The sequence below is a fragment of the Algoriphagus sp. TR-M9 genome, from assembly GCF_027594545.1.
Taxonomy (GTDB): Bacteria; Bacteroidota; Bacteroidia; order Cytophagales; family Cyclobacteriaceae; genus Algoriphagus; species Algoriphagus halophytocola.
In genome coordinates this window covers 1,895,190-1,919,609 of sequence record NZ_CP115160.1, presented here as the reverse complement: position 1 = coordinate 1,919,609, position 24,420 = coordinate 1,895,190, and the positions used below count along the sequence as shown (strand labels likewise).

Here is a 24,420-nt window from a genome sequence, read left to right as displayed (position 1 = left end):
AATTCTAACTTTCTATAAAGCTCTTCGTTTTTGAATGCGAAAGGAAAAAATCATGAATTACTCAAAATTAAAAACATTAGTTTATCTCTTAGTAGCAGGGTTTATACTAAGTTCGTGCAGCTCCATAGACATTTTTAAGGAAAATGTAGAGACCCCCGTCAATACTCCTTATGAATCATTTGTAATTATGAATAAAGAGGTGGGCGTCAATGGATTCAACTCCCAGTTTGTGGATCAACAGGTACAAATCCACATAGAAGAAGCCCTGCAAAACCGTGGCATGAGCTATGATAAGCTCAAGCCGGAGCTAGTAATCCGCTACACCTCCAATGAGGACAAGAGACAAAGAGAAATCAACAATAACTATAACCCTTACCCTTTTTGGGGATATCGTGTGTGGAATCCGTGGATGTACAGTCCGTATGGACCTAATTTCAACAACAACTCCAGAAGCTCCTCTTCCTACGAGCTTTTACAGGTGATCGTAGATTTTATTGATCCCAAAGAGGATAAGTTACTCATGACCCTGACTGGAGTCACAGAGGTGAGCAACCCGAAACATAAGAGCAAAAAAGTACTGGCCACTACCGACAAAATCATATCATTTTTTCTGGATGAATTAGAAAATGCAAGGAAATAGGAAACCTTCAGCTTACCAGCGAATTAAATAGCGTTCAAAAATTACTGATTTTAAAACACTTAGAAATTAAGGTAATCCTTTTGGTAAAATATTTGCATAAATTAAATTACATATTAATTTTGTAATACAATTATTGCTTTTTATCCACTTGTTTTTGCATTTTGATGCTGACTATAGTATTAATAGACGACGATCCAATCAGCACTTTCGTGACTGAAAAACTCATTTCTAGAAATGTCAAGGAGCCGTGTACTTTTTTTAAATACCAAAGTGCCAAAGATGCCCTCAAAGAAATCTACTCCATCAGACCCAATTACCTGTTTTTGGACCTGAATATGCCAGAGATGAATGGATGGGATTTTCTGGATAGTTTTAATTCTGAAAAAAATGAAGCTCAAATCTACATTTTGAGTAGTTCTGTGGACGAAAGGGACATCTCTAAAGCCAGTAATTACAGTGTGGTCAAAGATTACCTCTCTAAACCACTCATAAAAAAATACATCAAGTCGATTTTTAATTGATCCACCTTTTTTCGGTCTACCATTCTAACCGCTTAGAAAGAGTAGAGGTTAGTGAGAAAAGTTTTTTAGTCCATACACCTTGCCTACAGATGAGAAATTACCTTTTCATAGAGCGGTTCTGATCTGTCAGGAAAAATTTCAAGAAACACTTTTAGCCAAAGTCCTATAACTTTTTTCATCGAATAGGTATAGGTATGTAGCTACATCACAGGACACTGACTGTCAATAGGATAAGAAATTACAATATTTTTTTCCTGCGGATAATAATTGGAATTATTTTTTTGATTTAATTCGTACCGTTTACTAACTAAAACTCTTAATTCAGACCGTTATGGAGGATTTTGACAACGACTACGAAGAAGACGATGATTTCATCGACGAAGAATTCGAAAATGATTTTGAGGACGAATACGACCTTGATGAAAGCAATGAATTAATGGATGATACCATCCTTGATTTTGACGAAGATGAGTTTGACGAAGATGAAGAAGACTTCGAAGACGATCTATAGCTGGTAAAAAAGACTCATCCAAATGCTTTTTGGTAAAGTCAGCTGAAGAAATTATCTTCGGGCATCATTAGCTAATCAAATCATTGAACATGGTACTACTCGATATTTTCTCCTCCCCATTGGCCGGCGGAGCTCAGACATTTTTAATCATTGTATGTGTATTAATCGGTCTTGGTGCAGGAGTAACAGCAATTGACACCAGAAGTACTTTCACTAAAAAGAAGTAATCTGCTCAATTCGATTCTACCCCATTTAAAAGAGACTTCGGTCTCTTTTTTTATGCCTTTGGTACAATAACTAAAGATCACGAATTTTTTCCATTACCAAGTTGCGCAGATTTGTTCTAGCTTCCTGTAGGTAATTCTCTTGGGAAAAATCTAGGTCTTTCAGCTTCCAATGCTGATCAAAAACATCCCTCCCTTCATCTCCAGAGGTGATTAATGCTATTTTTTTTTCCTGTCTACGTACGATTTGCAGCAGTTCATGACTGGCTTTTCCTGCTTCACTCTGCGAATCGTATCGCCCTTCGCCTGTGATTACCCAATCAGCTTTTTTGACTGCATCCTCCAAGCCTGTTTTTTGGAAAAAGTATTGGGCTCCAAATTCAATCCTGGCATCGAAGAAAGCCGATAAACCCAGGGCAATCCCGCCAGCAGCACCAAAACCATCTTGATCTGTAAATGACTTTCCTGATTTGGCGTACAGCTTATGGGCTATTTGCTGACACTGCTTTTCATATTCTTCAAATAAATCCGGATTTAGACCCTTTTGCTGGCCAAAAACCGGTACGGCTCCTTTCGGACCAAAAAAGGTATTGCTGACGTCACATAAACAGCTGAATTTTATTTTGGGCAGATTAGGTTTAAGCTGGATATGCTTTATTCTCTTTGTAAAACCAGGTGAGAATAAGGCTAAAGCCCTTCCTTTTTCGTCTAAAAACTCCAGTCCTAAAGCCGCCAAAATTCCCAAGCCCAAATCTATGGTGGCACTTCCACCTAGGCCAAGAACAATATGTTTAGCTCCTAAATCAATCGCTTCTGAAATCAATATTCCTGTCCCAAATGTAGAAGCTATCTGCGGGTCTTTTTCTTCAGGCAAAAGATTACCAACACCTGAGGCAGTGGAAACATCAATATAAGCGGTGAGCGATTCATGGTCCCAGCCAAATTGGCCTGCTATAGGCCTGCCCAATGCATCCAAAGTCCAGGTTTCCTTTTTTTGATATCCTCCAATCTCAGTCAGGAGTTCGCAGGTACCATCTCCACCATCAGCTACAGGCAGTGACTGCGTAAAATAAGTAGGCTTCACTGCTTTGAGACAATGCTCGATAATGCCTGCAACTTCCTGAGCACTTAAGGTGCCTTTAAAGGCATTTGGAGCGACCAGTACATGCATGTCTAGGCATTTTTCATTCGCTGAAAATAATCCTTTGCTGCTGCTTTTACTTTGGGCGCTAGATAGAATGTAGATATCATTGTCGGAACGGCCATTATCGCATACATACCATCCACCAGACTAATGACTACCTCCAGGGATGTCACTGCGCCAGCTACTATGGTGATTAAATAAAAGTAATTGTAGTAGTCTGCTCTTTTAGCTCCAAAAAGATATCCAAAACACTTATGACCATAATAAGAATAGGTAAACATGGTAGAAAGCGCAAAAACCAACACCGCTATCATCAAAAGGTACCGCCCTATGCTAGGAAGCGCAGTATCAAAAGCGGCCAAGGTCAGTCTTACCCCGTCATTATCGGTCACTTTCCAAACACCAGTCAACATGATAACTAATGCGGTGAGTGTACAAACCACTATGGTGTCAATAAACGGCCCAAGCATGGCGATAAGTCCCTCTCTGATCGGTTCATTATTTTTAGAAGCTCCATGGACCATAGGTGCAGTTCCGATTCCTGCCTCATTGGAAAAAGCAGCTCTCCTAGCTCCTGTGATGATCACTGCCCCTACTGCCCCTCCAGCTACTGCCTCTCCTGTAAATGCATCTGTCACAATTTTCACTAGCATATCCGGAACAGCTCCAAGGTTTTTAAAAACAATTATTAGTACGGTGACAAAGTACAATGCTACCATAAAAGGTACCATCTTAGATGCTACTCCAGCTATTCGTTTGATTCCGCCGAGGATTACAATGGCGACCAAAATCATCATCGTAATTCCTATGATCCATCGCGTTTTTTGTCCTTCATCCAAACCTGCAGGCTCTAGAATCACTGTTCTTAAAACCGCTGTAAGCTGATTAGCTTGAAATATTGCCAAGAGCCCCAAGACTCCGGCTCCACAGAAAATCACAGAAAGAAACTTCCACTTCTTCCCCATCCCTTCTTGGATCACATACATCGGACCGCCCTGGATCTGTCCTTCTGAGTCTTTCCCTCTATACATGATAGCCAAACTACAGGTATAAAACTTAGTAGCCATTCCTACAAAAGCCGAAACCCACATCCAAAAAATCGCCCCCGGGCCGCCCATATTGATTGCGATAGCTACTCCGGAGATATTTCCTAATCCTACAGTGGCAGCAATAGCCGAAGATAAGGCCTGGAATGAGGTGATTTGACCTGGTGCTAAGTCATCGTCATATTTCCCGCTTAACAAACCTATGGCATGGCCGATTTTTCGGAATGGGACAAAACCTGAGTGGACCAATAAAATCAGCCCTCCCCCCATCAGCAGAACCAGCATTGGTGTTCCCCATATCCAATTAGCAAAAGAAATAATCAGCTCACCCATTAATAATTTGTTTTGAAATTCTACCTGAAAGTTAATTCAATTTAAAGCAGCATAATAGCCTGTATTTACCCATTTTCAAAGAATGAAAGTACAAGAATCAACAAAAAGCCCGGAACTAGCCGGGCTTCTCGTGATTCTATTTTCTTACCATTCCACTTTTGGTGATTTATAATAGCCAATGCCCCTTATATCCCATCTTTTCCCTTGGGCGGAGATTCGCTTGGCAAAATCATCCCAGTTGCGCTTGCTTTCTGGCGCCCAGGCAATCTCTGCGATGGCAGCTATTCTTGGAAATGCCATGTATTCCAAATCCGCTCTGTCTGTGATGGTTTCTGTCCAGATGGGTGCTTCTACCCCAAATATATCGGCCTTGGTAATCCCAGGATATGAACTCACAGGATCCCAATCGTAAGCCGCATCCAACTCTATGTAAGCCGCCCAGTGCAAGCCTATCCTAGTGGTAGAATCGTATTGCATATCCAAGTAGGCATACTTTGCTGGCGAGATCAACACCTGGTTACCCTGCTCTATGGCCAGTTCAGCATTTTCTTCTTTGGCCCAAAACTGTGAAACCGTACCAGGTAATAATTCGGCTGTTGCTATCTCATCCCATCCTATGGAGGTTTTGCCATGGCTCTTTACTATTTCCTGTACTCGCTCTATGAAAAAGATGTAATCATCCTTCTCCGTCACATGAGATTCATCCCCACCAATATGAAAGTATGGTCCGGGAGTTAATGCCGAAAGCTCTCTCACTACGTCATCCACAAATTCATAGGTTATCTCTTTATCCGTAGCGAACGTGGAGAACCCAACCTCTATACCGGTATACAATTCAGCAGGCTCCGGCTCTTTATCCAAAATATCAAAATCTATTTTTCCTTCGGTCATGGTAGAAAAATCTCCATCTGGCAAGTTTACACCTGGATTGAGTTCGGCATAGGATGCCAAAGCAGCATTGGTATGACCGGGCATATCGATTTCCGGCACTATGGTGATAAACTGGTTTGCTGCATAAGCCACCAATTCCGCATAATCTTCTTGAGTATAAAATCCTCCTTCGGTACCTCCTACTTCAGTTTGTCCGCCAATTTCTGTAAGTTTTGGCCAGGATTTGATTTCAATTCTCCAACCTTGATCATCCGTAAGGTGCAAATGCAGGTAGTTCATTTTCAGTCGAGCAATCTCATCTATGTAATGCTTGACCTCCTCTACTGAAAAGAAATGCCTTGCCACATCGAGCATTGCACCCCTGTAGGCATACTCGGGTTCATCTATTATGGTGCCACTGGGGAAAATCCAGTCACCAGCTACTTTTTCAGTACTTTCAATCTCGGCAGGGAGGGTTTGTAAGAGTGTCTGAACACCATAAAACAAGCCTGATGCACTACCAGAGCTGATTTTTACTTGATCAGAACTAATGTCAATCAGGTATTTTTCTGCTGGTTCACCAGTTTTCAGTTCTAAAATTATATTGCCGGATTCAGCTACAATTGGGATTTCAAGACCGGTAGCAGGTTGAATCTTTTGAGCTAGGTATTCGCCCACTTTTTTTAAATCTCCGGAAGCGCCTACAAGCTGAATACTTGCATCCGAATCCAATTCAAATCCTCCAGAGGAAGATGAAACACTGAGCGGTATAGGTAAAAAACTAACCTCAGTCAGAGGTGAGACTGCTTTTTGACAGGAACTTACCGTCACCCCCAGAGCTAGGGCAAGTATCCAAAGTGATTTTTTCATCTGTTAATTGTCGTTTTTAGGGTTTTAGGCAGGTACTATAATTGCCCAAGTCTAGCATATCACAGATTTACCTACATGGGTAGATTGCTATCATGAAGGATTGGCAAAGTAAACCTGAAGAGTAAACTTAATGTAAATTTTTAAAAATCTTTTTCTTCGAATTAAATTTTATTCAAAAACCAAAATTTCTGAATTTTGATAGAAATGACTAAACTAATTTCGATTTTTTACACCAGTGAATGCGCAGTTCTTTTCAGTTTTTCTAATTTCCCATTTGGAAAATAAAGTACCAGATAACCTATAATTTCAAATCTATCTCGAAATGGATAATAAACAGTCAACTTCAGGGAATTCTAGAAGGAAATTTCTGAAAGGATCTGCACTAGCTGCTGCAGGATTTTACATCGTACCAAGGCATGTTCTGGGAGGAGCTGGTTTTGTGGCACCAAGTGACAAACTACGAGTAGCCGGAATTGGTGTAGGAGGCATGGGAGGAAGTGATGTGCGAGGTATTACCCGAACGGAAAAAGCAGATTTTATCGCTCTTTGTGATGTAGATGATACCCGAGCGAAAGGAAGTCGGCAGCTACACCCAAAAGCCAAATACTACCATGATTTCCGCGAAATGCTGGAAAAGGAAGAAAATAACATTGACGCAGTTTCTGTTTCCACGCCCGACCACATGCATGCTGTAGCAGCTATGATGGCTATGAAGATGGGCAAACATGTTTACGTACAGAAGCCTATGGCCCATGATATTTATGAAGCAAGAATGCTCACCGAGGCAGCCGAAAAATACAAGGTAGTCACTCAAATGGGTAACCAAGGTGCCTCCGGAGATGGAGTGAGACAAATGGTGGAATGGTATGAAGCTGGCCTGATCGGAGAAGCGACTAAGGTATATTCTTGGACGGATAGACCGGTATGGCCTCAAGGCATAAAGTGGCCAACAGAGCCCGTTAAACCACCTATTGATCTGGATTGGGATCTTTGGCTGGGCACAGCACCTTACAAGGATTACGTTGGAAATCTTGTACCCTTCAATTGGAGAGGATGGTGGGATTATGGCACTGGAGCTTTAGGGGACATGGCTTGTCATATCATGGAACCTCCGTTTAGGGTATTAGGATTAGGTTATCCTACTTCTGCAGAGTGCTCTGTGGGCTCTGTCTATGTAGGCGAATTCCAAAGAGGCTACTTCCCGGACAGTTGTCCTCCTTCCTCTCATATTACTTTAAGATTTGACAGGCCTGGCAAAGATGAACTAGAATTTCACTGGATGGATGGGGGTATACAGCCCACAAGACCCGAAGAGTTGGCACCAAATGAACAAATGGGTGACGGAGGCAATGGAGTGATAATAGAGGGAACCAAGGGTAAAATGATGTGCTCAACTTATGGTAAAAACCCGCAACTTCTTCCTACTAGCAAGACCAAAGAAGCAAATGTACCTCAAACCCTTCGCAGAGTTCCAGGCGGAGATTCAGGACATTATAATAACTGGGTAGAAGCTTGTATTGCCGGTCATGGCTCAGAAGAATATCAAAACTTGAGCTCTCCGTTTTCAGTAGCGGGACCTTTGACAGAGTCTGTTTTGATGGGAAATCTAGCCATCAGAAGTTATGACTATAGAGAGCCCCGTGAAGGTAACAATTCACAGTTTGACTATCCAGGCAGAGGTATCAAACTCCTTTGGGATGGAGCCAACATGAAAATCACCAACTTCGAACCTGCCAATCAATTCGTAAAAAGGACTTACCGCGGTGATTATACACTGTAATAAAAAAGCAAAAAGCCTTTGGAAGCTAAATTCCAAAGGCTTTTTTCATTGAATTACCTCCAGTTCTACTCTCCGGTTTTTTGACCTTCCTACCTCAGTGGCGTTGGAGGCAATTGGTCTAGTTCCTCCCCAACCTGAAATCCTAATACTTTCGAATGGAACACCCTGCTCGATCAAAAAATCCCTTACACTTCCTGCCCGCTCAAAAGACAAAGCCTTATTTAAGCTTGGATCTCCTGCATTATCCGTATGGCCGTGAATTCTAAGTTTCATCTCTGGGTTTTCCAATAAAAACGTGGCCAAATCTTCAAGTGAGGCTTTTGTATCTAAACCTTCCAGTTCAGCAGTTCCCCGTTTGAAATTCACATTGTCCAGCAATACAATGCTACCCGATTCAGCTTTGGTCATCAGAACGACTGTCGGCTCACCTGATTTTATTTCATTGATAGATAGCTTTTTAGGAAAGTAACCTGTAGCTATTACTTTAATCTCATTCACTCCCTTGCTTCTCAATTGGGAGATAGTCAATTTCTCAGGACTAATGGAGTCTAATCCGGCCAATTCACCTGTCCATTCCAGCCCATACGGAACCAAGGTTTTATTCTTGGCATCCACCACAAACCAAGAAATGGGTTCCTCCTCTAATTCCACTTCTTTTTCTACCACCTTGATCTCAGGCACTCCTACTGAGGAAGAGGGATATATGGGCTCTATTGAACTAACTTTTTGTCTGGGTTTATCTTGAGGTTTTTCAGTTGCTGCCGGTTTTGCCAAAGCGAATTCTTGAGGGATGTCCAGAGGAACAGGGTTTTCAAATGTTAATAAGTCCGCAAATCCATCGCTGTTCTGAGTACTGGTCCATACTACCTCTTCTTTGCTCACAAAAGTCAGAGAAACATCTGATCCAGGAGAGCTCACTTGCTTCCAGATCATGGGTTTACTCCAAGTATTCCACCCCTCTCCCATTCTTTTGGCAATAAAAATATCCTTTCCCTGTGCTCCCTCATGCATGTTGGAAGAAAAGTACAACTCCTCCGTAGCGAGGTCAAAATATGGACTCATTTCCTGTCCGGGTGTATTGATAGCCGAACCCAGATTGACAGGTTTTGACCACGAAATCGGGCCAGTCTTTTCACTTACATAAATGTCTTCATTTCCTATGGTTTCACTTCCTATCCCGGAAAGCATGATGACCTTTCCTCCATTTGCCACCCTTCCGCTAAGCTGACCTTTCAGTTCTAATAGACCTGCAATGTTAACCTGCCGAAGGAAATTCCACTCAGTTCCAAATTTAGAATACTGGTAAATCCCATATCGCTCACCCCCACTGTGATACACCAGCATGGTAAGCAGATCTTCTAGTCCTAAAGCAAAGTCATAACCATCTGTACTCAAATCTGCTCTATGCACAGCCTCCAGCCATTCTCCTGTATCCGATTTTTGGGTCATCCAAATATCACCTGGATCGGAAATTCCGCCTAGGTTTTGGGGATGAAATGCACGGGTAAATATCAGAGTATTGTCCCCAATCCAGACTGGATTCATATCATCCTGAGGGGAATTGGCTCCTGATAGCGAAACTACCTGCTGAGCACTCACCTGATTAGAAATACAAAAAGCAAGCAGCAGGAAGCCACTTGCTTTTAGAAATACGTTCTTAAATTTTCTCATAGTTTACTGATCCAGCACAATGGCAAATACCAAAGGTGCTACGATCGTTGCATCTGACTCAATAATGTACTTTGGAGTATCTATTCCCAGCTTACCCCAAGTGATTTTTTCGTTTGGCACAGCTCCTGAATAAGAACCGTACGAAGTGGTCGAATCAGAGATCTGGCAGAAGTACCCCCAAAGCGGCACATTTTCACGCTGAAGATCCTGATGCAACATCGGCACCACACATATTGGGAAGTCTCCTGCAATTCCCCCGCCAATCTGGAAAAACCCGATAGTACTTTCATCTGTAGCAGTTTCAGTGTACCAATCTGCCAGATACATCATGTACTCTATTCCTGATCTCACCGTATGTACATTTTTCACATCTCCGGAGATCACATGACCGGCAAACATATTACCTAAAGTGGAATCTTCCCATCCTGGTACTATAATCGGTATGTTTTTCTTGGCAGCTTCCAGCAACCAACTGTCCTTTGGATCAATCTGATAAGAGCCTTCTAGTTTACCGGAAAGCAATATTTTGTAAAAAAACTCGTGCGGGAAGTAGGCTTCTCCAGCTTGATCAGCTTTGACCCATTCCTCCAAAATCACATCCTCAATTCTCCGCATCGCTTCCATTTCCGGAATGCATGTATCAGTCACGCGGTTCATATGACGCTCCACCAGGTCTTGCTCCTGCTGTGGAGAAAGGTCTCTGTAGTTTGGGATTCGCTCATAATAATCGTGGGCCACTAGGTTGAAAACATCTTCTTCCAAGTTGGCACCGGTACAGGTGATGATGTGGATTTTGTCCTGTCGGATCATTTCTGCCAAAGAAATCCCCAGTTCTGCTGTGGACATGGCGCCTGCAAGCGTCACCATCATTTTACCTCCATTATCCAGGTGACTTTTATACGCGTCTGCAGCATCTATCAATGCTGCTGCATTGAAATGACGATAATTATGTTTTAAAAATTCTGTGATTTTCATTCTTTAGCTTTTCGTTTGAGGCCTAAAATTACCAAATTTTTGGCACAAAAAAACCCGGCCTAAGCCAGGTTTAAGTATTCCTGTAGGAAAGTAAACTTACTTTGCTGTATCTGTAGGATTTGCATTGTATTCCTTGTTCAGACCCTCAATCACTGATTCAGTCAGGTCAATGGCATCATTTGCATACCAAACCGCACCGCCTCTGGTGTAGCTCAGGATGACATCCAGATTGTTTGCTTCCGCATAGGTTTCCAGGTATTTCTGCACGCGATCATACACTTCACTGTAAAGCGCCGCTTCGTCTGCTGACAATTCCTGCATCAAATTGTCACGGTAGGTCATCAGGTTCTGCTCTTTTTTGGCTAGTTCTTCCTGCTTAGCTCTCTGTTGGTTTACAGTCATATTGCCTCCAGTTTGCTGAAAAGCTTGCACTTCCTGCTGGAATCCGCTGGCACGACCCTGAAGATCTCCTTCAAATTTCTTCCCCTTCTCGGTCAATTCTTCAGACTTCATTTTGAAGTAGTCGTACTTATTGATCACACTGTCCGTAAAAACAAATGCCACATTTACCTCTGATTTCACTTCAGATGATGGCTGATCGTTAGATGCTGTTGTTGATGGCGTACCAGAATTGTTACAACCGTATAATAGCACAGAAGCCAAGCCTAGTGCACCAAGTAGATTTAATCCTCTTTTCACTGTATTGATGTTATTGATTACAAGGGCGCAAATATAAAGAAAGTATTGACTTTACAAGAAAGGAGTGTAAATCATCGGCTATTTTTTGATTCTAGGACTTTTAGAAGAACAACTCCTGAGCAGCCCTATACAGCTGAGTATGAGCATCTATGATAATTCGTATATCTTCGGAATATCCACCACCCATGCAGCACATAGTTGGAATATTTTGTGATTTTGCCAGATTAAGAACAAAATAGTCTCTTTCCTTCACTCCTTGCATACTCAAACCTAGCCTTCCCAGTTTATCCGAAGCAAGAATATCTACTCCTGATTGATAAATGATAAAGTCAGGCTGGAACTGCTCCAGTACATCCACCAAGTTTTTCTTCAAAACCTCAAGATAAACCTCGTCCTGAATCCCATCCACTAGGGGCAGATCCAAATCTGATTGCTCCTTTCGATGTGGGTAGTTTTTTTCACCATGCATGCTAAAGGTAAACACCCTCGGTTCCTGCTGAAAAATCTCTGCGGTCCCGTTGCCTTGGTGCACATCTAGATCTACGACCAGAACCCGGCTTGCAAGCTTTTGGTCCAAAAGATAATGGGCAGTCACTGCAATGTCATTCAATAAACAAAAACCCTCTCCCCGATCCGTAAAAGCATGGTGGGTACCGCCGGCGATATTCATCCCTATGCCAAACTCTAGTGCAAATTCTGCTGCCTGCACTGAGCCCTGCACTATGGTCGTTTCACGATCCACAAGGGCTTTGGAAAGCGGAAAACCTGTCGCACGGATTTCAGACTTGCTCAGGGATAGAGATCTTAGTTTATCCCAATATGATTTACTATGCGCCTTTAAAATCCATTTCTCAGCTATTTGCTCAGGCTGAAAAAAATTCTCCTGCGACACTATACCCTCGTACAAAAGTTGTCCCGGAAGCAGTTCATATTTCTCCATGGGAAATCTATGCCCTGCCGGCAAAGGGTGACAATAATTGGGTGCATAGGCAATTTTAAGCATTTTCTTTAGTTTGGAACTGCTCAGTAAACCGCTCTGGTCGCATCCTGTTTGTGCAATAGGGACAAAAAAAACGCCTGTCGGAAACAAGCGTCTGAAATTTCGAATTTCTAGTTTTTTTAGTCCTCAATATCTTCTTCTTCGGATTGAAAAGCATACAGCGTATCATCCAGTACCAAGGTATCATCATTAAAATCCTGAATGAATTTGGAAATAAACGCTGGCGTGATGGCTTCCACATTTAAGGCGGCGTCTAAGCCTATGCCAAAATCGTGATGTGTATCTATATCCACGAACTCCTGAACCTTCACCGTTTCCTCTTCTTCCATTTCCATGATTATCTCGGTAATGAACCAGCCGATTTCTTCTTCGGCACTGGTAAGCGGTTTCATATTCCCATTCTCATCTTCTTCATAGGAAATACCATTGAAATCAGGGAATTTCTGAGCAGCTTTGTGTTCAGCTATTTCATAGACCTCACTGGAGTGGTGCAGTCTCAGCGTGTAGAGCGCAGCATCATAGATCACTTCTCTGCCTTCATACATTCCTATGAAATAAAAATTTACAAACTCATCAGAGTTCTCATCGTCTGGGATTATTTTAAAGTTTTTCCCATGCTTAGCGAGCTCTTCCTTAAGCTCAGCTATGTGGTTTGGATCAAAACCTGGGTTGGAAAGTGACATAGGGCAAAAATTTTTAGATATACTTTTAAGTGATTAGCACCCCAATAGTACTAAATGAAGTAGTAATATAACATCAAAATCTAATCGATTTTAATTAAATCCACAATCCTTAATGAAGAAATTGTTAAAAAATTGATTAATTCCAAGATTTGCAGCGAGCTAGTAATCAGTAGTTAAGCTTATCACACCTGTCTCAATCCGTGGAATTTAAATTATTTCCAAAAAGGGAATTAATGATACTGACTACTATCGCAAAAAGCACGGCCCACCAAAATCCATCCAATTGAAAGCCGGGGATAAGCTCATCAGCCAAGAGAAACATACAGGCATTGATTATCAAAAGGAACAGACCCAAAGTGAGAAATGTGATCGGTAGCGTCAACAAGATCAAAATAGGCTTCAGAGTCATATTGATCAAAATGATCACTGCCGCCAGCAAAAACCCCGTAATCACAGAATCAATGTGCACTCCACTGATGAAATACTCCGCTATAAGCACCGAGATCCCTCCCAAAAGAATTTTGACCAGGATATTTAATGGTTTTGAATTATTTGCCATGTGGGTAAAAATATACAATTCGGTTAAATATTCTCAAAAACTGACTTTTATCAGGCAAATTATCCGTAAATGAGCTAAGCTGGCAATTCGTTAGTTGCCTCACATGCATTATATTTGCATTCCAACATTAAATCCTAGACCTAGTGATCATTATCCTTTTCTTTCTCCTTCACTGGTATTTCTCTTTGTTTTGCCAGAGTTTCTTCCTGCACCGCTACGCAGCCCACCAAATGTTCTATATGAACAAGTACTGGGAAAAATTCTTTTACATCTTCACCTGGATGTGGCAAGGTAGCTCTTATTTATCCCCAAGAGCTTATGCTATCCTGCACAGAATGCACCACGCCTATAGTGATACCCCCAAAGACCCGCACAGTCCGCATCATACAGAAAACCTCTTTACCATGATGTGGAAAACCAAAAACATTTATAATGAATATTTTTCTTTCAGACTTAAACCTGAAGAAAGATTCTCCAAGGATATCCCGGATTGGAATAGATTTGACAAGTTTGCAGATACCATGCTTGTGAGAGTAAGCTGGGGTTTATTATATGTAGCCATCTATGTATTGTGTATTTCTGTATTTGAGCTACCGGGTACACACTGGTGGATGTACTTTTTACTCCCTATTCACTTTTTGATGGGACCGGTTCATGGCGCTATCGTGAACTGGAGCGGCCACAAATACGGCTATGCAAACTTTGATAATAATGACAAATCGAAGAACAGTTTGCTGTTAGATGTGCTGATGCTGGGGGAGCTTTTCCAGAACAATCACCACAAACTACCAAACCGTCCAAACTTCGCCGTGAAATGGTATGAATTTGACCCAACGTACCCGATCGTAAAATTATTGCATGCTACTGGAATAATTAAACTACGTCCAGCGTAAGTACAAAAACCTCCTTAAGGCCTCATTAGAGGCCTTTTTTGATCTAAAACGGTAAAAAGATTATTTAAAAGCCGAAAGTCTGAGGATAAAAAATTTAAAACTAAAGCTGATTTTTTTTGCAAATAAGAAACTAAACGAATAATTTACTTGCATTATTAAACTTAACGCCTTTTTTATGAAACCATTAACAAGAGCAGAAGAAGAAATCATGCAAATCCTTTGGGATATCGAGCGGGGCTTTGTCAAGGATATCTTGGCTCCAATGACCACAGAGCCAAAACCAGCCTACAATACCGTCTCGACAATTGTAAGAATCCTAGAACGTAAGGGTTTCGTAAGTCACAAATCCTATGGTAAGAGCCATGAGTATTTCCCAATAGTATCTAAGGATGAATACCGATCTTTCATTATCAAAAAGATGCTTGACGGGTATTTTGAAAGTTCATTTGGGAAGCTAGCCGACTTCTTTAAAAATGATGAAACGTTGAACAAAAAGGAGTATCAGTAAAATTCATCAAAAGTAACCCACCAAATCAAAAAAGGGGAAATCCATCAATATGGGTCTCCCCTTTTTATTTTTATTGAATCCGCTTTTAATCCAAAATAATTGGTTGCCTTGCTTCCAGCAAATGGTAGGATGCGGCCTAGGGTACGGATAATATCTACCTAATGCTTTTACGCAATCCTTCTTTCCTTTCACAGACAAACCTATATTTGCACTTTGAAAAATCAACCTACAAGATGAACTCATTTATAGAAGAATTACGCTGGAGAGGAATGCTTCAGGATATGACCCCCGAAATCGAAGAACATTTGAATAAAGGAATGGCATCTGCCTATCTTGGTTTTGATCCTACAGCTGATTCTCTTCACATTGGGCACTTGGTAGGGGTAATGACCTTATTGCACTTTCAGCGTGCTGGTCACAAACCCTTTGCGCTGGTAGGCGGTGCCACAGGCATGATCGGAGACCCTTCCTTCAAGTCAGCAGAAAGAAACCTGCTGGACAAGGAAACCCTGGACCATAACGTAGCTTCTATACAGGCTCAGCTGGCTAAATTTCTAGACTTTTCTGAGTCAGGTGAGAACAAAGCAGAACTGGTGAACAATTATGACTGGATGTCTAAATTCAGCTTCTTAGATTTCATCAGAGATATTGGGAAGCACATCACAGTAAACTACATGATGTCCAAAGACTCTGTCAAAAGACGTCTGGAAGATGGAAACGGACTATCCTTCACAGAATTTACCTACCAGTTGATCCAAGGGTATGATTTCTACCACCTCTGGAAAAATGAAAACTGTACCGTACAGCTAGGAGGTTCGGATCAATGGGGAAATATAGTGACTGGAACCGAACTTATCCGAAGAATGGGCGGAGGCAGTGCATACGCCCTCACTGTGCCACTGATCACCAAGGCGGACGGTACCAAATTTGGTAAAACAGAAGGAGGGTCTGTATGGCTGGATCCAGAAAAAACATCCCCATACGCATTTTATCAGTTCTGGCTGAATGTTTCCGACGAAGATGCTTCCAAATACATCCGGATCTTCACAGTATTGGATCAGGAAACCATAGAGGGACTGGAAAACGAACATGCAGAAGCCCCGCACTTTAGGGTACTTCAGAAAGAAATCGCAAAGCAGATCACCATCATGGTACATGGGGAACCCAACTATGAAATGGCGGTGAAAGCTTCTCAAATCCTTTTTGGAAAATCTTCTACCGATGACTTGGCTGCGCTAGATGAGCGTACCTTTTTGCAGGTTTTTGATGGAGTGCCTCAAGTTCAGATAGAAAAATCCCAATTTGAATCACTCGTATCTATTTTAGACCTTTTTGGAGAAGCTACCCAGGGGGTGATTTTTGCTTCCAAAGGCGAAGCGAGAAAAATGATCCAAGGAGGAGGCGTAAGTATCAATAAGGAGAAGCTAAGCGATCCCAATGCAGATCTAAATTTGACCCTGCTTCAAAACAAATACCTTCTTATCCAAAAAGGCAAGAAAAACTACTTCATAGTAGAAGTAAGATAAGTCATCATAACTCCATAAAAAAGGCATCAGGATACTCCCTAATGCCTTTTTTTAGGTATTCTACTGAAAAACTAAATGACTTTGCACGATATTGACCGAAGTTTAATATCTTTAGGTTTTTAACAGATATTCCCAATAACATGGCTGGAGAGAAGAACAAAGAAAAGGTAATTTTAGACTCTGCTGTATCACTCTTTACCTCAAAAGGATATTTGGCTACGAGAATGGAAGATGTGGCCAAAAGTGCAGGAATCAGCAAGGGACTCACCTATTTCTACTATAAAAACAAAGAGGACCTGTTCATGGCTTTGACCAAAAAAGCTTTTGATCAATTCAAGGATGAATTCAGGGATATATATAGATCCAAGGGTAAATCTGGTCTGGAAATGGTTTCAGATCTGCTCGTAAGAATTGTGCAATTCGCCAGGACCAACCAGGTTTATTACGACTCCATATTGAACTTCCTAGACTTACTGAAAAAGTACAACAACCCAAAAACCAGAGCACAAATCGACCCTAAGATTCTAGAAAGTCAGCACTTTCAGAAGTTATTGGAAATCCACCATGAACCGGCAAAAATCGGCATTATGATGGTTAGCCAGGGCATCAAGGATGGTAGTATACGTCCACAGTTGCAGCCCGAAATCACATTTTATACCATTTGGAGTATGATTATTGGGTATGAGAAAATGCTAGGCCCTATAGAATACGAAGGCAAGGAAATGAAGATCCACGCCGAAAACTGGGAACCTGGATTTCTTCGCTTAATGCAGGAAATGCTCAAAGGAACCATCCAAGCCACAAAGCCGGCAACAGTACAGGGAAGCTTGTTCTAAATCAATGCCCCATATACGAAAAGAGGATGTTCAATATCAATTGAACAGCCTCTTTTCTTTACCAGAAAATGCTAAAGCTTAGTGCACATCCCCCATTAGCTTTTTAATAAATGGTCCTGCCAAAAGCACCAATAAGCCAGCTCCAATAGAGTACTTGGCAATAAGCAGAAAGCCTTCTGTATAGACATAAAGCGTATCAAAGCCTCCAATGTTTTTGTCCGTACTTTCAATGGAGAGCTGCTTTCCTATGAAACCTACTACCTGAAAGGCAAATGCTGAGGAAAGGAACCATACTCCCATCATAAATGCTACAATCCGCTTTGGTGACAAATCAGTGATTTTTGACAATCCAACAGGGGACATAAACAACTCCCCTACAGAAATCAAGAAATACATCAGTAATAGGTAGGCAAAAGGAACCAGTCCATCTTCATTGGCACTGCCTTCGGAAATAGAAAGTATGTAAAAACTAATACCTGCAAACAATAGTCCCATTCCAAACTTATAAGGAGTTCTAGGATTTAGGTTTTTCTTCGAGAGCGTAGTCCATAAGAGGGATATAGGAATAGCCAATATGATAATCCACATCGAGTTCAGTGAGTTAGTCTGCGAAGCAGTCATGACTCCGGCTAAATCTACGTTTCGGGCAGCAAATAAGGTGATGACACTTCCGGAAAGTTCATGAAAACCCCAGAAAATAGTCATAAAAACAGTAATTAAAACGGCTACAATCAGCTTCTTGCGTTCCTCCTTTGACGATTGGAAAATGATATAGCCAAGATATACTAGTATACTAACACCTATGATTTTGAAAATGATGTTAACGATATTCTGATCTGCAAAGAAACCATCCCCACTGCCAAGGGGCTTATAAGAAGACAATAAATAAGCGATCACGGGAACAGCTAAGAATGATACAGCAGGGATAAAGTACCGCTGCTTTACGCCCATGATTTTGTCATCTATTCCTCCATTTACAGGTGGCATGCCACGGTCGCCAAATACTCCGTTTCGGATACCTGACCAAAAGAAAATAAGTCCGGAAAGCATTCCAATACCAGCTAAGCCAAACCCATAATGCCAGCCATAAGCTACGGCTAACCAGCCACAAAGAAGCGGGGCTACCCATCCACCTATATTGATACCCATGTAGAAAATGGTAAATCCAGAATCTTTTCTAGGATCCCCATCTTTATAGAGGGTACCCACGAAAGTAGAGATATTAGGCTTGAAAAAGCCATTTCCTACAATGATCAGGGATAGAGCGAGGAAGAAGGCCACGTTGTTTTCTACCGCAAGCACAAAATGTCCCAGCGACATCAAAATGCCCCCCAGGAAGATAGAATTTCGCATACCCAGGACTTTATCAGATATTCTTCCCCCGATCACCGTGGAGGCATATACCAATGATCCATAGGATGCGTAAACCGCCGCAGTGGCATAATCTCTGTCACTTAATGCTTCAAAGATGACATCCACCATGTACAAGGTGAGCAATGCCCGCATGCCGTAGAAGCTGAATCGCTCCCAGAGTTCTGCAAAAAACAAGTAAAATAAGCCTTTGGGATGGCCAAATAGCATTGGCTCTTCAAATTCAGGAGTAAGGTCTTTTTCCAAGGATAGTTTTATTTGGGTGAATTTAATTTTACAATGATAAAGTATTTTATCTCTTGTTCCCAAAGTTAATACACAGCAAATCAAGCTGAATCAGCAAATACACTAAGAGGCTGTGCGCCTGTATTAATGGCTTTATTTCTCTTCCAGATGCCTCACCAAATAAAAGTCTGTTTTTTCTACGTAATCGATTGAATAGCCAAAAAAAGCACATTTTATTGATTTTATTAAATCAGTTTTGCTTAGTTTTGGGGAGACAATTTTCAGATTGTAAACCCAAATAACATATGCAGGAAATAGCGCTGGCTCCCCAGACCTCTGACCTGGCTTTTCTTGACTCAAATCAAAGCAGAAAAGTTCACTACAACCTTTCACCAGCCGAATTGATAGAAACGGCTTTGGCTCGAAAGGAAGGATTTCTCACCTCTACTGGTGCCTTCATGGCTGACACCGGCACTTTCACAGGGCGTTCGCCCAAAGACCGGTTTATCGTCATGGACCATAAAACCAGAGATAGTGTATGGTGGGGCGATATTAATATCCCCTTTGATCCGGAGAAATTCGAAGCACTCTATGCAAAAATGAAAAGCTTCCTGGCAGACAAGGAGCTTTTTGTCAGAGATGCCTTTGCTGGAGCTGACCCGAATCACCGCCTGAATTTAAAAATCGTAAACACCCTGGCTTGGCACAACCTGTTTTGTCACAACATGTTTCTGCGGCCTAATGAAGATGAAAAAGCTCAATTCAACGCTGATTTCACCATTATTTGTGCACCGGATTTTCAGGCAGATCCAGCAACCGATGGAACCCGAAGTGCAAACTTTGCCATCCTAAATCTGTCCAAGCGTATCATCTTGATCGGCGGGACTGGCTATGCAGGTGAAATGAAAAAGGGAATTTTCTCCGTGCTCAACTTCATTTTGCCCCATGACAAGCAGATTCTTTCCATGCACTGCTCTGCCAATGTGGGAAAAGATGGAGATGCAGCTATATTTTTCGGATTGTCGGGCACAGGCAAAACCACTCTTTCAGCAGATCCAAATCGAAATCTCATCGGTGATGACGAGCATGCGTGGACCGAACATGGCGTTTTCAATTTCGAAGGTGGGTGCTATGCCAAAGTAATCGATCTCAGCAGGGAAAAAGAACCTGAGATATGGGACGCTATTCGGTTTGGAGCTGTTGTAGAAAACACGAGATTCAAACCAAACACCAGAGAAGTGGACTACAGTAACAAAAGTGTTACAGAAAACACCAGGACGGCCTACCCTATTACGCACATCGATCACGCCATCATCCCTTCTATTGCAGGAATACCCAAAAATATATTCTTTCTGACCGCAGATGCTTTTGGGGTTATGCCCCCTATTTCCAAACTGAACAAAAATCAGGCGATGTATCATTTTATCTCTGGCTATACTGCCAAGGTAGCTGGAACAGAAATGGGCATCACGGAACCAAAGCTAACCTTTTCTGCCTGTTTCGGGGCAGCTTTTCTTCCCTTGCACCCTTCCGTTTATGCCAAATTATTGGGCCAGAAAATGGAACAGCACGATACCCATGTGTGGCTGGTCAACACCGGATGGACAGGAGGTGCTTATGGAGTAGGACAGCGTATGAAGCTTAGCCATACCAGAGCCATGATCAGTGCAGCTTTGAACGGCAGTCTGGCAAAAGTGGCATTCCAGAAACACCCAGTATTTGGATTCGAAGTACCGCTCACATGCCCAAATGTACCGCATAACATTCTGAACCCTCGGGATACCTGGGCTGATCCAAACCTGTATGATCAGAAAGCTGTAGAACTGGGAAAAGCTTTTGAGCAAAATTTCGAAAAATTTAAAGATCTCACCGCTGAAGAAATCCTTCGTGGAGCTCCTTTTCATTCATCCGGCAATGAAGAAATTTGATAAAATTTAAATTTCACAGGAATTGCAAACCGAAATATGGACATTTGTTCCATGAATTATGATATTTTTGCATTCCTAATTTTGTAATGCTCCCTAAATAATTGACCATGAGAACAGCAGAGATAGTAACAGAAAAAGGCGCCATGAAAGTGGAGTTTTATGACAATGACGCACCGATAGCTGTGCAAAATTTTATAGACTTAGCCAACAAAGGCTTTTATAACGGCCTTACATTTCATAGAGTAATCCCCAATTTTGTAATCCAAGGGGGCTGCCCCAAAGGTAATGGTACCGGAGGTCCTGGCTACCACATCAAATGTGAGCTAGATGGCGAAAATCAGTACCATGACCGAGGTGTACTTTCCATGGCCCATGCTGGAAGAAACACCGGTGGATCCCAGTTTTTCATCTGTCACAGCAGAGACAATACGGCTCATCTAGATAGAAATCATACTTGCTTTGGTAAAGTTGTGGAAGGATTAGATGTCATAGATGAGATCAAAGCTGGAGACAAAATCGAAAAAATCGTGGTATCTGAGTCTTAAGAAAACGAATTAACACTAACCATTGCCCTCATTTGCTACATGCTTTTGAGGGCTTTTTTATAGAAGTATATGGATTTCAATCCTAATTAACCTTGGGCTGAGTGCTAGCCTGAGATACCCCGGGCTTTTTTTAGCTCTGTTTCAATTTCGCTCAAATAAACTTTATCCGCTATGTGCGTGTATCCATCTAGCATAATCCTACCTTGTTTGTACATATCAATAGCCTTTTCCAAGTGAGCAATGTATTCACCTCGATGGTTTAATTCGCGATACACCATAGCGATATAGTACTGATTTTCAGCCAGGTCATTCTCTTTTTCTTGCTTGGTAAATAAATCCAATGCTTTTTCACATTCATCATTTTCTAGGTAAAGCACACCGAGATGCAGGTAATCATATTTCCCAACAAAATGCTCAGCATCGGCTAATTGTGTTTCAATAATCTCAATAGCTTTAGCCCTATGCCCAAGAGCTTTGTAAGATAATGCTCTGGCAATCTGTAAATGATAATCCCCGTTTGCGGATGTTCCAATATCATAGTTGATCAAGGAATCTAACCGTTCAATATCTTCTATAGCTCCTTCATAATCCCCAAAAAACTGATACCTGCACCAGCCACGATAGCCCAGATTCCCAACAGGATTGTACAATACTGCCTTATCTATCAGTTTTTTCCAAGTTAAAAAATCACCACTTTTTAAGTACCCCACAGATTTTGCCCGATAGGCATAATCATACGTTGAGTCGATGGCAAGAGCTTCATCTAAAACTTCTTGGAACTCTTTGCTAAACTGATAGAGGCCTGCAAGACGTTCAGTAACCAAGCACGCTTCATATTTCAAACTATCTCCATTGTAGAGGTAGGAATTGCAGTTTTGCTGGGCATGGATTTTCCCAAAGGCTGATATAACCAAAAGCGTAACAATCAATCTAATCTTCATGGTAAAATTTCAACAACATTACCCTTCTCAATTTTGAAAATGAGGTATTGGTAATAGTCCAGTGGTTCCTCTAAAGTTGGTAGAATCTTCCAGCCATCAAGTTGCTTGGTTATTTGTAGAAGCTGATTCGTAATACGCTCATCGAAAACCATCTCCTCATAGTTATTGTCCATAGCAATCACCCGAAATCTACCCGATTCTCCTTTACAGTTTACGAGGAATCGAATTCTAATTAGACCGCTGTCATCTACTCCAACAGGTTCGTAGCTGCTTTTGAACTCCTGAACCAGTGCTAATTTTTCTCCCTCATACTGAAAACCCTGACTAAAATTAAAATATTGCCTGGCATTCGAATCACCATGGCAGAGTTCAAATTCAGGATTATCAATAGCCGGATCAAATGGGATATCCCCCACCCATCGAAGGTATTCCTTATGTGTTGTAGAAACCTCCTTGGACTCGCAAGAAATGGCAGAGAAGCAAAGGGCAAAAAAAATAATCCTGATCATAGATTTGCAAAATGTAGCTTAGTAGGACTTTGTTAATCTCACGTGAATAGTAAAACTTTCCTGAAATGCTGTAAGTACGAAATTATTAAAACTGAACAATAATCCAATTCATCAACCTTGGAATGGTTATTGAACTGTGGTCATTTCTTTTGAAAATAACCTATGAAATCAAGCATGATCCATAGCGACACACAGAGGGATGATTATTATGCATCCGAGATTCCATCCCGTTTCCTTCGTCACGGGACAGGTTATGGCCTTTAAAAGACAAATTATAAACAGATGAAAGAACGCCTTACCCTACTCACCATCATATTTTTTGTCTCGCTCACCACTACCCAAGCTCAGCGCTATGGTACCGCGGTAGGTCTTAGATTTGGCAATAATAACCTATACAGGACAATTGGGCTAAGTGCGCAGCAGAGGATCACTAAAAGGCTTAGCATCGAAGGAATCATTCAATCAGACTTCAAACTCAATTCTACCTTTTCAGCTTTATTGGAAAAACACCACCCGATCCTATCCAAACGCTTCAATTATTATTACGGAGCTGGACCATCTTTTGGAATGGAAGAAAGCTTTGTAAAAGACGCTGAAAATCAGCAAATCATCCATACCTATGGCAATGCCACATTTGGTCTGGACTTACTCGCTGGACTAGAACTTACAGTGCTGAACACAGTAATTTCTCTGGATTATAAACCCAACATCAACTTAACGGGCAGACAGGAGTTTTACCGTGGACAAGTGGGGATTTCTGCACGAATGGTTTTGGTAAAAAGTAAGGAACAAAAAAAACGTCAGAGAAAAAGGCAAAGAGCCAAGAAGAACGCAGAGAAGACTCCTTTAACAGAGCAAATTCAGTCGATTTTTAATTCCGATAATTAAGCACTCACTGGGCAGAATCTACTCCTTCATAGACTTTAAGAAAGCTTTCTCATGCAGATCTGAGCGCTTTACTACCTGCCTATACCACTTCAAGCGGAGGATTTGTTTCTCTGTTTCTGATAAAAAATAATCTGGAAGCTCCTGTTCCTGGGCCTTTTTAACCAGCTCATATAAAATGATAGATGCGGAAACTGAAATATTAAAGCTTTCCGTAAAGCCCAGCATGGGGATGTGTACCAGGCCATCTACATTAGCTTTCACCTCTGCAGAAATCCCTTCATGCTCGTTGCCAAAAACCAAGGCACATGGCTCCGCTACTGGCAGATCATAGAGAGAGATGGATTGCGCAGAAGGGCTGGTCCCATAAATTTTATACTTTCTACGCCTCAACTCCGAAAAACAATCCTGGACCGCAGATCCGCTGGGATTATAATATTTGTGCAAATCTACCCATTGAGATGCACCCCTGGTCACATAGGGATTGATTTTGTACTGGTTTACCTTTTCAATGATATGCACATCCTGCACGCCAAAACAATCGCAGGTTCGTAAAACTGCACTGGCATTGTGCGGCTTAAAAATATCTTCCAAAACCACCGTAAAATGCCGGGTTCTGTTGGCAAGCACTTCTCCCATCACTTTTTTCTTGTGGTCAGTGATGTAAGCCGCCAGATAATCCAGCAATGCTTGGTCGATTATTTCAGCACTTTTTTCTTCAGACATA

Annotated in this window: 25 protein-coding genes; 12 read left to right on the top strand and 13 right to left on the bottom strand. The window is 41.6% G+C overall.

The features are described 5' to 3' along the window. Positions 1-52: 52 nt before the first annotated feature. The 4 genes from PBT90_RS08380 (at position 53) to PBT90_RS08365 (ending at position 1,899) form a co-directional block, all read left to right on the top strand. Positions 53-640, top strand: coding sequence for a DUF4136 domain-containing protein (locus PBT90_RS08380; protein ID WP_270132665.1), 588 nt, complete (start codon positions 53-55; stop codon positions 638-640). A 164-nt stretch (positions 641-804) separates the two neighbouring features. Further along, entirely contained in the window at positions 805-1,161 is a 357-nt protein-coding gene (locus tag PBT90_RS08375) for a response regulator (RefSeq protein WP_264809938.1), read from the top strand. Positions 1,162-1,492: 331 nt separating this feature from the next. Beyond that, on the top strand, positions 1,493-1,672 hold the full coding sequence (locus tag PBT90_RS08370; protein ID WP_264809937.1) for a hypothetical protein: 180 nt from the start codon (positions 1,493-1,495) through the stop codon (positions 1,670-1,672). Between the two features lie 89 nt (positions 1,673-1,761). Then, the gene (locus tag PBT90_RS08365) at positions 1,762-1,899 is read left to right on the top strand and encodes a hypothetical protein (protein ID WP_264809936.1); all 138 of its coding nucleotides are present in this window, start codon (positions 1,762-1,764) and stop codon (positions 1,897-1,899) included. 70 nt (positions 1,900-1,969) lie between these two features. Here the strand turns inward: PBT90_RS08365 and PBT90_RS08360 are convergent, their stop codons facing one another. The 3 genes from PBT90_RS08360 to PBT90_RS08350 form a co-directional block, all read right to left on the bottom strand. Next, positions 1,970-3,067 (bottom strand): glycerate kinase family protein, encoded by a 1,098-nt coding sequence (locus PBT90_RS08360; protein WP_270132659.1) that lies wholly within the window; start codon positions 3,065-3,067, stop codon positions 1,970-1,972. Positions 3,068-3,069: 2 nt separating this feature from the next. Further along, positions 3,070-4,419 carry an alanine/glycine:cation symporter family protein gene (locus PBT90_RS08355; protein ID WP_264809934.1) on the bottom strand — a complete coding sequence of 450 codons (1,350 nt, stop codon included), beginning with the start codon at positions 4,417-4,419 and terminating at the stop codon, positions 3,070-3,072. A 144-nt stretch (positions 4,420-4,563) separates the two neighbouring features. Continuing rightward, on the bottom strand, positions 4,564-6,159 hold the full coding sequence (locus PBT90_RS08350) for a family 20 glycosylhydrolase (RefSeq protein ID WP_270132657.1): 1,596 nt from the start codon (positions 6,157-6,159) through the stop codon (positions 4,564-4,566). A gap of 322 nt (positions 6,160-6,481) precedes the next feature. On the opposite strand from PBT90_RS08350, the gene PBT90_RS08345 reads away from it, so the two are divergent. Beyond that, complete coding sequence (locus PBT90_RS08345) at positions 6,482-7,939, top strand: Gfo/Idh/MocA family protein (RefSeq protein ID WP_270132655.1); 1,458 nt, start codon at positions 6,482-6,484, stop codon at positions 7,937-7,939. Between the two features lie 45 nt (positions 7,940-7,984). Here PBT90_RS08345 and PBT90_RS08340 read toward each other — a convergent pair whose 3' ends face one another. The 6 genes from PBT90_RS08340 to PBT90_RS08315 form a co-directional block, all read right to left on the bottom strand. After that, positions 7,985-9,610, bottom strand: coding sequence for an OmpA family protein (locus PBT90_RS08340; protein ID WP_270132653.1), 1,626 nt, complete (start codon positions 9,608-9,610; stop codon positions 7,985-7,987). 3 nt (positions 9,611-9,613) lie between these two features. Further along, positions 9,614-10,585 carry a deoxyhypusine synthase family protein gene (locus PBT90_RS08335; protein ID WP_264809930.1) on the bottom strand — a complete coding sequence of 324 codons (972 nt, stop codon included), beginning with the start codon at positions 10,583-10,585 and terminating at the stop codon, positions 9,614-9,616. A 96-nt stretch (positions 10,586-10,681) separates the two neighbouring features. After that, the gene (locus PBT90_RS08330) at positions 10,682-11,284 is read right to left on the bottom strand and encodes an OmpH family outer membrane protein (protein WP_264809929.1); all 603 of its coding nucleotides are present in this window, start codon (positions 11,282-11,284) and stop codon (positions 10,682-10,684) included. Between the two features lie 100 nt (positions 11,285-11,384). Next, positions 11,385-12,287, bottom strand: a complete 903-nt coding sequence (locus tag PBT90_RS08325) for a histone deacetylase family protein (protein ID WP_270132651.1) — start codon at positions 12,285-12,287, stop codon at positions 11,385-11,387. 116 nt (positions 12,288-12,403) lie between these two features. Next, positions 12,404-12,967 carry a hypothetical protein gene (locus tag PBT90_RS08320; RefSeq protein WP_264809927.1) on the bottom strand — a complete coding sequence of 188 codons (564 nt, stop codon included), beginning with the start codon at positions 12,965-12,967 and terminating at the stop codon, positions 12,404-12,406. A gap of 193 nt (positions 12,968-13,160) precedes the next feature. Next, positions 13,161-13,526, bottom strand: a complete 366-nt coding sequence (locus PBT90_RS08315; protein WP_264809926.1) for a phage holin family protein — start codon at positions 13,524-13,526, stop codon at positions 13,161-13,163. A 143-nt stretch (positions 13,527-13,669) separates the two neighbouring features. Here PBT90_RS08315 and PBT90_RS08310 point away from each other — a divergent pair, with 143 nt between their 5' ends. The 4 genes from PBT90_RS08310 (at position 13,670) to PBT90_RS08295 (ending at position 17,289) form a co-directional block, all read left to right on the top strand. Beyond that, positions 13,670-14,419 carry an acyl-CoA desaturase gene (locus tag PBT90_RS08310; RefSeq protein WP_264809925.1) on the top strand — a complete coding sequence of 250 codons (750 nt, stop codon included), beginning with the start codon at positions 13,670-13,672 and terminating at the stop codon, positions 14,417-14,419. Positions 14,420-14,594: 175 nt separating this feature from the next. Continuing rightward, complete coding sequence (locus PBT90_RS08305) at positions 14,595-14,927, top strand: BlaI/MecI/CopY family transcriptional regulator (protein ID WP_264809924.1); 333 nt, start codon at positions 14,595-14,597, stop codon at positions 14,925-14,927. 233 nt (positions 14,928-15,160) lie between these two features. Then, positions 15,161-16,453: a tyrosine--tRNA ligase gene (tyrS, locus tag PBT90_RS08300; protein ID WP_264809923.1), complete on the top strand. Its 1,293-nt coding sequence runs from the start codon at positions 15,161-15,163 to the stop codon at positions 16,451-16,453. 140 nt (positions 16,454-16,593) lie between these two features. Continuing rightward, the gene (locus tag PBT90_RS08295) at positions 16,594-17,289 is read left to right on the top strand and encodes a TetR/AcrR family transcriptional regulator (protein WP_270132644.1); all 696 of its coding nucleotides are present in this window, start codon (positions 16,594-16,596) and stop codon (positions 17,287-17,289) included. A gap of 78 nt (positions 17,290-17,367) precedes the next feature. On the opposite strand, the gene PBT90_RS08290 is transcribed toward PBT90_RS08295, so the two are convergent. Continuing rightward, positions 17,368-18,906: a peptide MFS transporter gene (locus PBT90_RS08290; protein WP_264809921.1), complete on the bottom strand. Its 1,539-nt coding sequence runs from the start codon at positions 18,904-18,906 to the stop codon at positions 17,368-17,370. A 284-nt stretch (positions 18,907-19,190) separates the two neighbouring features. Between PBT90_RS08290 and pckA the strand changes: the two genes are divergently transcribed. Together pckA and PBT90_RS08280 are read left to right on the top strand one after the other, a co-directional pair. Continuing rightward, entirely contained in the window at positions 19,191-20,813 is a 1,623-nt protein-coding gene (pckA, locus tag PBT90_RS08285) for a phosphoenolpyruvate carboxykinase (ATP) (RefSeq protein ID WP_264809920.1), read from the top strand. A gap of 107 nt (positions 20,814-20,920) precedes the next feature. Further along, on the top strand, positions 20,921-21,358 hold the full coding sequence (locus tag PBT90_RS08280) for a peptidylprolyl isomerase (RefSeq protein ID WP_264809919.1): 438 nt from the start codon (positions 20,921-20,923) through the stop codon (positions 21,356-21,358). Positions 21,359-21,462: 104 nt separating this feature from the next. Here PBT90_RS08280 and PBT90_RS08275 read toward each other — a convergent pair whose 3' ends face one another. Together PBT90_RS08275 and PBT90_RS08270 are read right to left on the bottom strand one after the other, a co-directional pair. Then, on the bottom strand, positions 21,463-22,299 hold the full coding sequence (locus PBT90_RS08275; RefSeq protein WP_264809918.1) for a tetratricopeptide repeat protein: 837 nt from the start codon (positions 22,297-22,299) through the stop codon (positions 21,463-21,465). Next, positions 22,296-22,808, bottom strand: a complete 513-nt coding sequence (locus PBT90_RS08270) for a hypothetical protein (protein ID WP_270132639.1) — start codon at positions 22,806-22,808, stop codon at positions 22,296-22,298. The genes PBT90_RS08275 and PBT90_RS08270 overlap by 4 nt, the downstream gene beginning before the upstream one ends. Positions 22,809-23,090: 282 nt before the next feature. On the opposite strand from PBT90_RS08270, the gene PBT90_RS08265 reads away from it, so the two are divergent. Further along, a complete protein-coding gene (locus PBT90_RS08265; RefSeq protein WP_270132636.1) occupies positions 23,091-23,696 on the top strand; it encodes a hypothetical protein in 606 nt (201 codons plus the stop codon). Positions 23,697-23,714: 18 nt separating this feature from the next. Here the strand turns inward: PBT90_RS08265 and PBT90_RS08260 are convergent, their stop codons facing one another. Next, a complete protein-coding gene (locus PBT90_RS08260; protein WP_264809915.1) occupies positions 23,715-24,419 on the bottom strand; it encodes a TrmH family RNA methyltransferase in 705 nt (234 codons plus the stop codon). Between the last annotated feature and the right edge of the window lies 1 nt (position 24,420).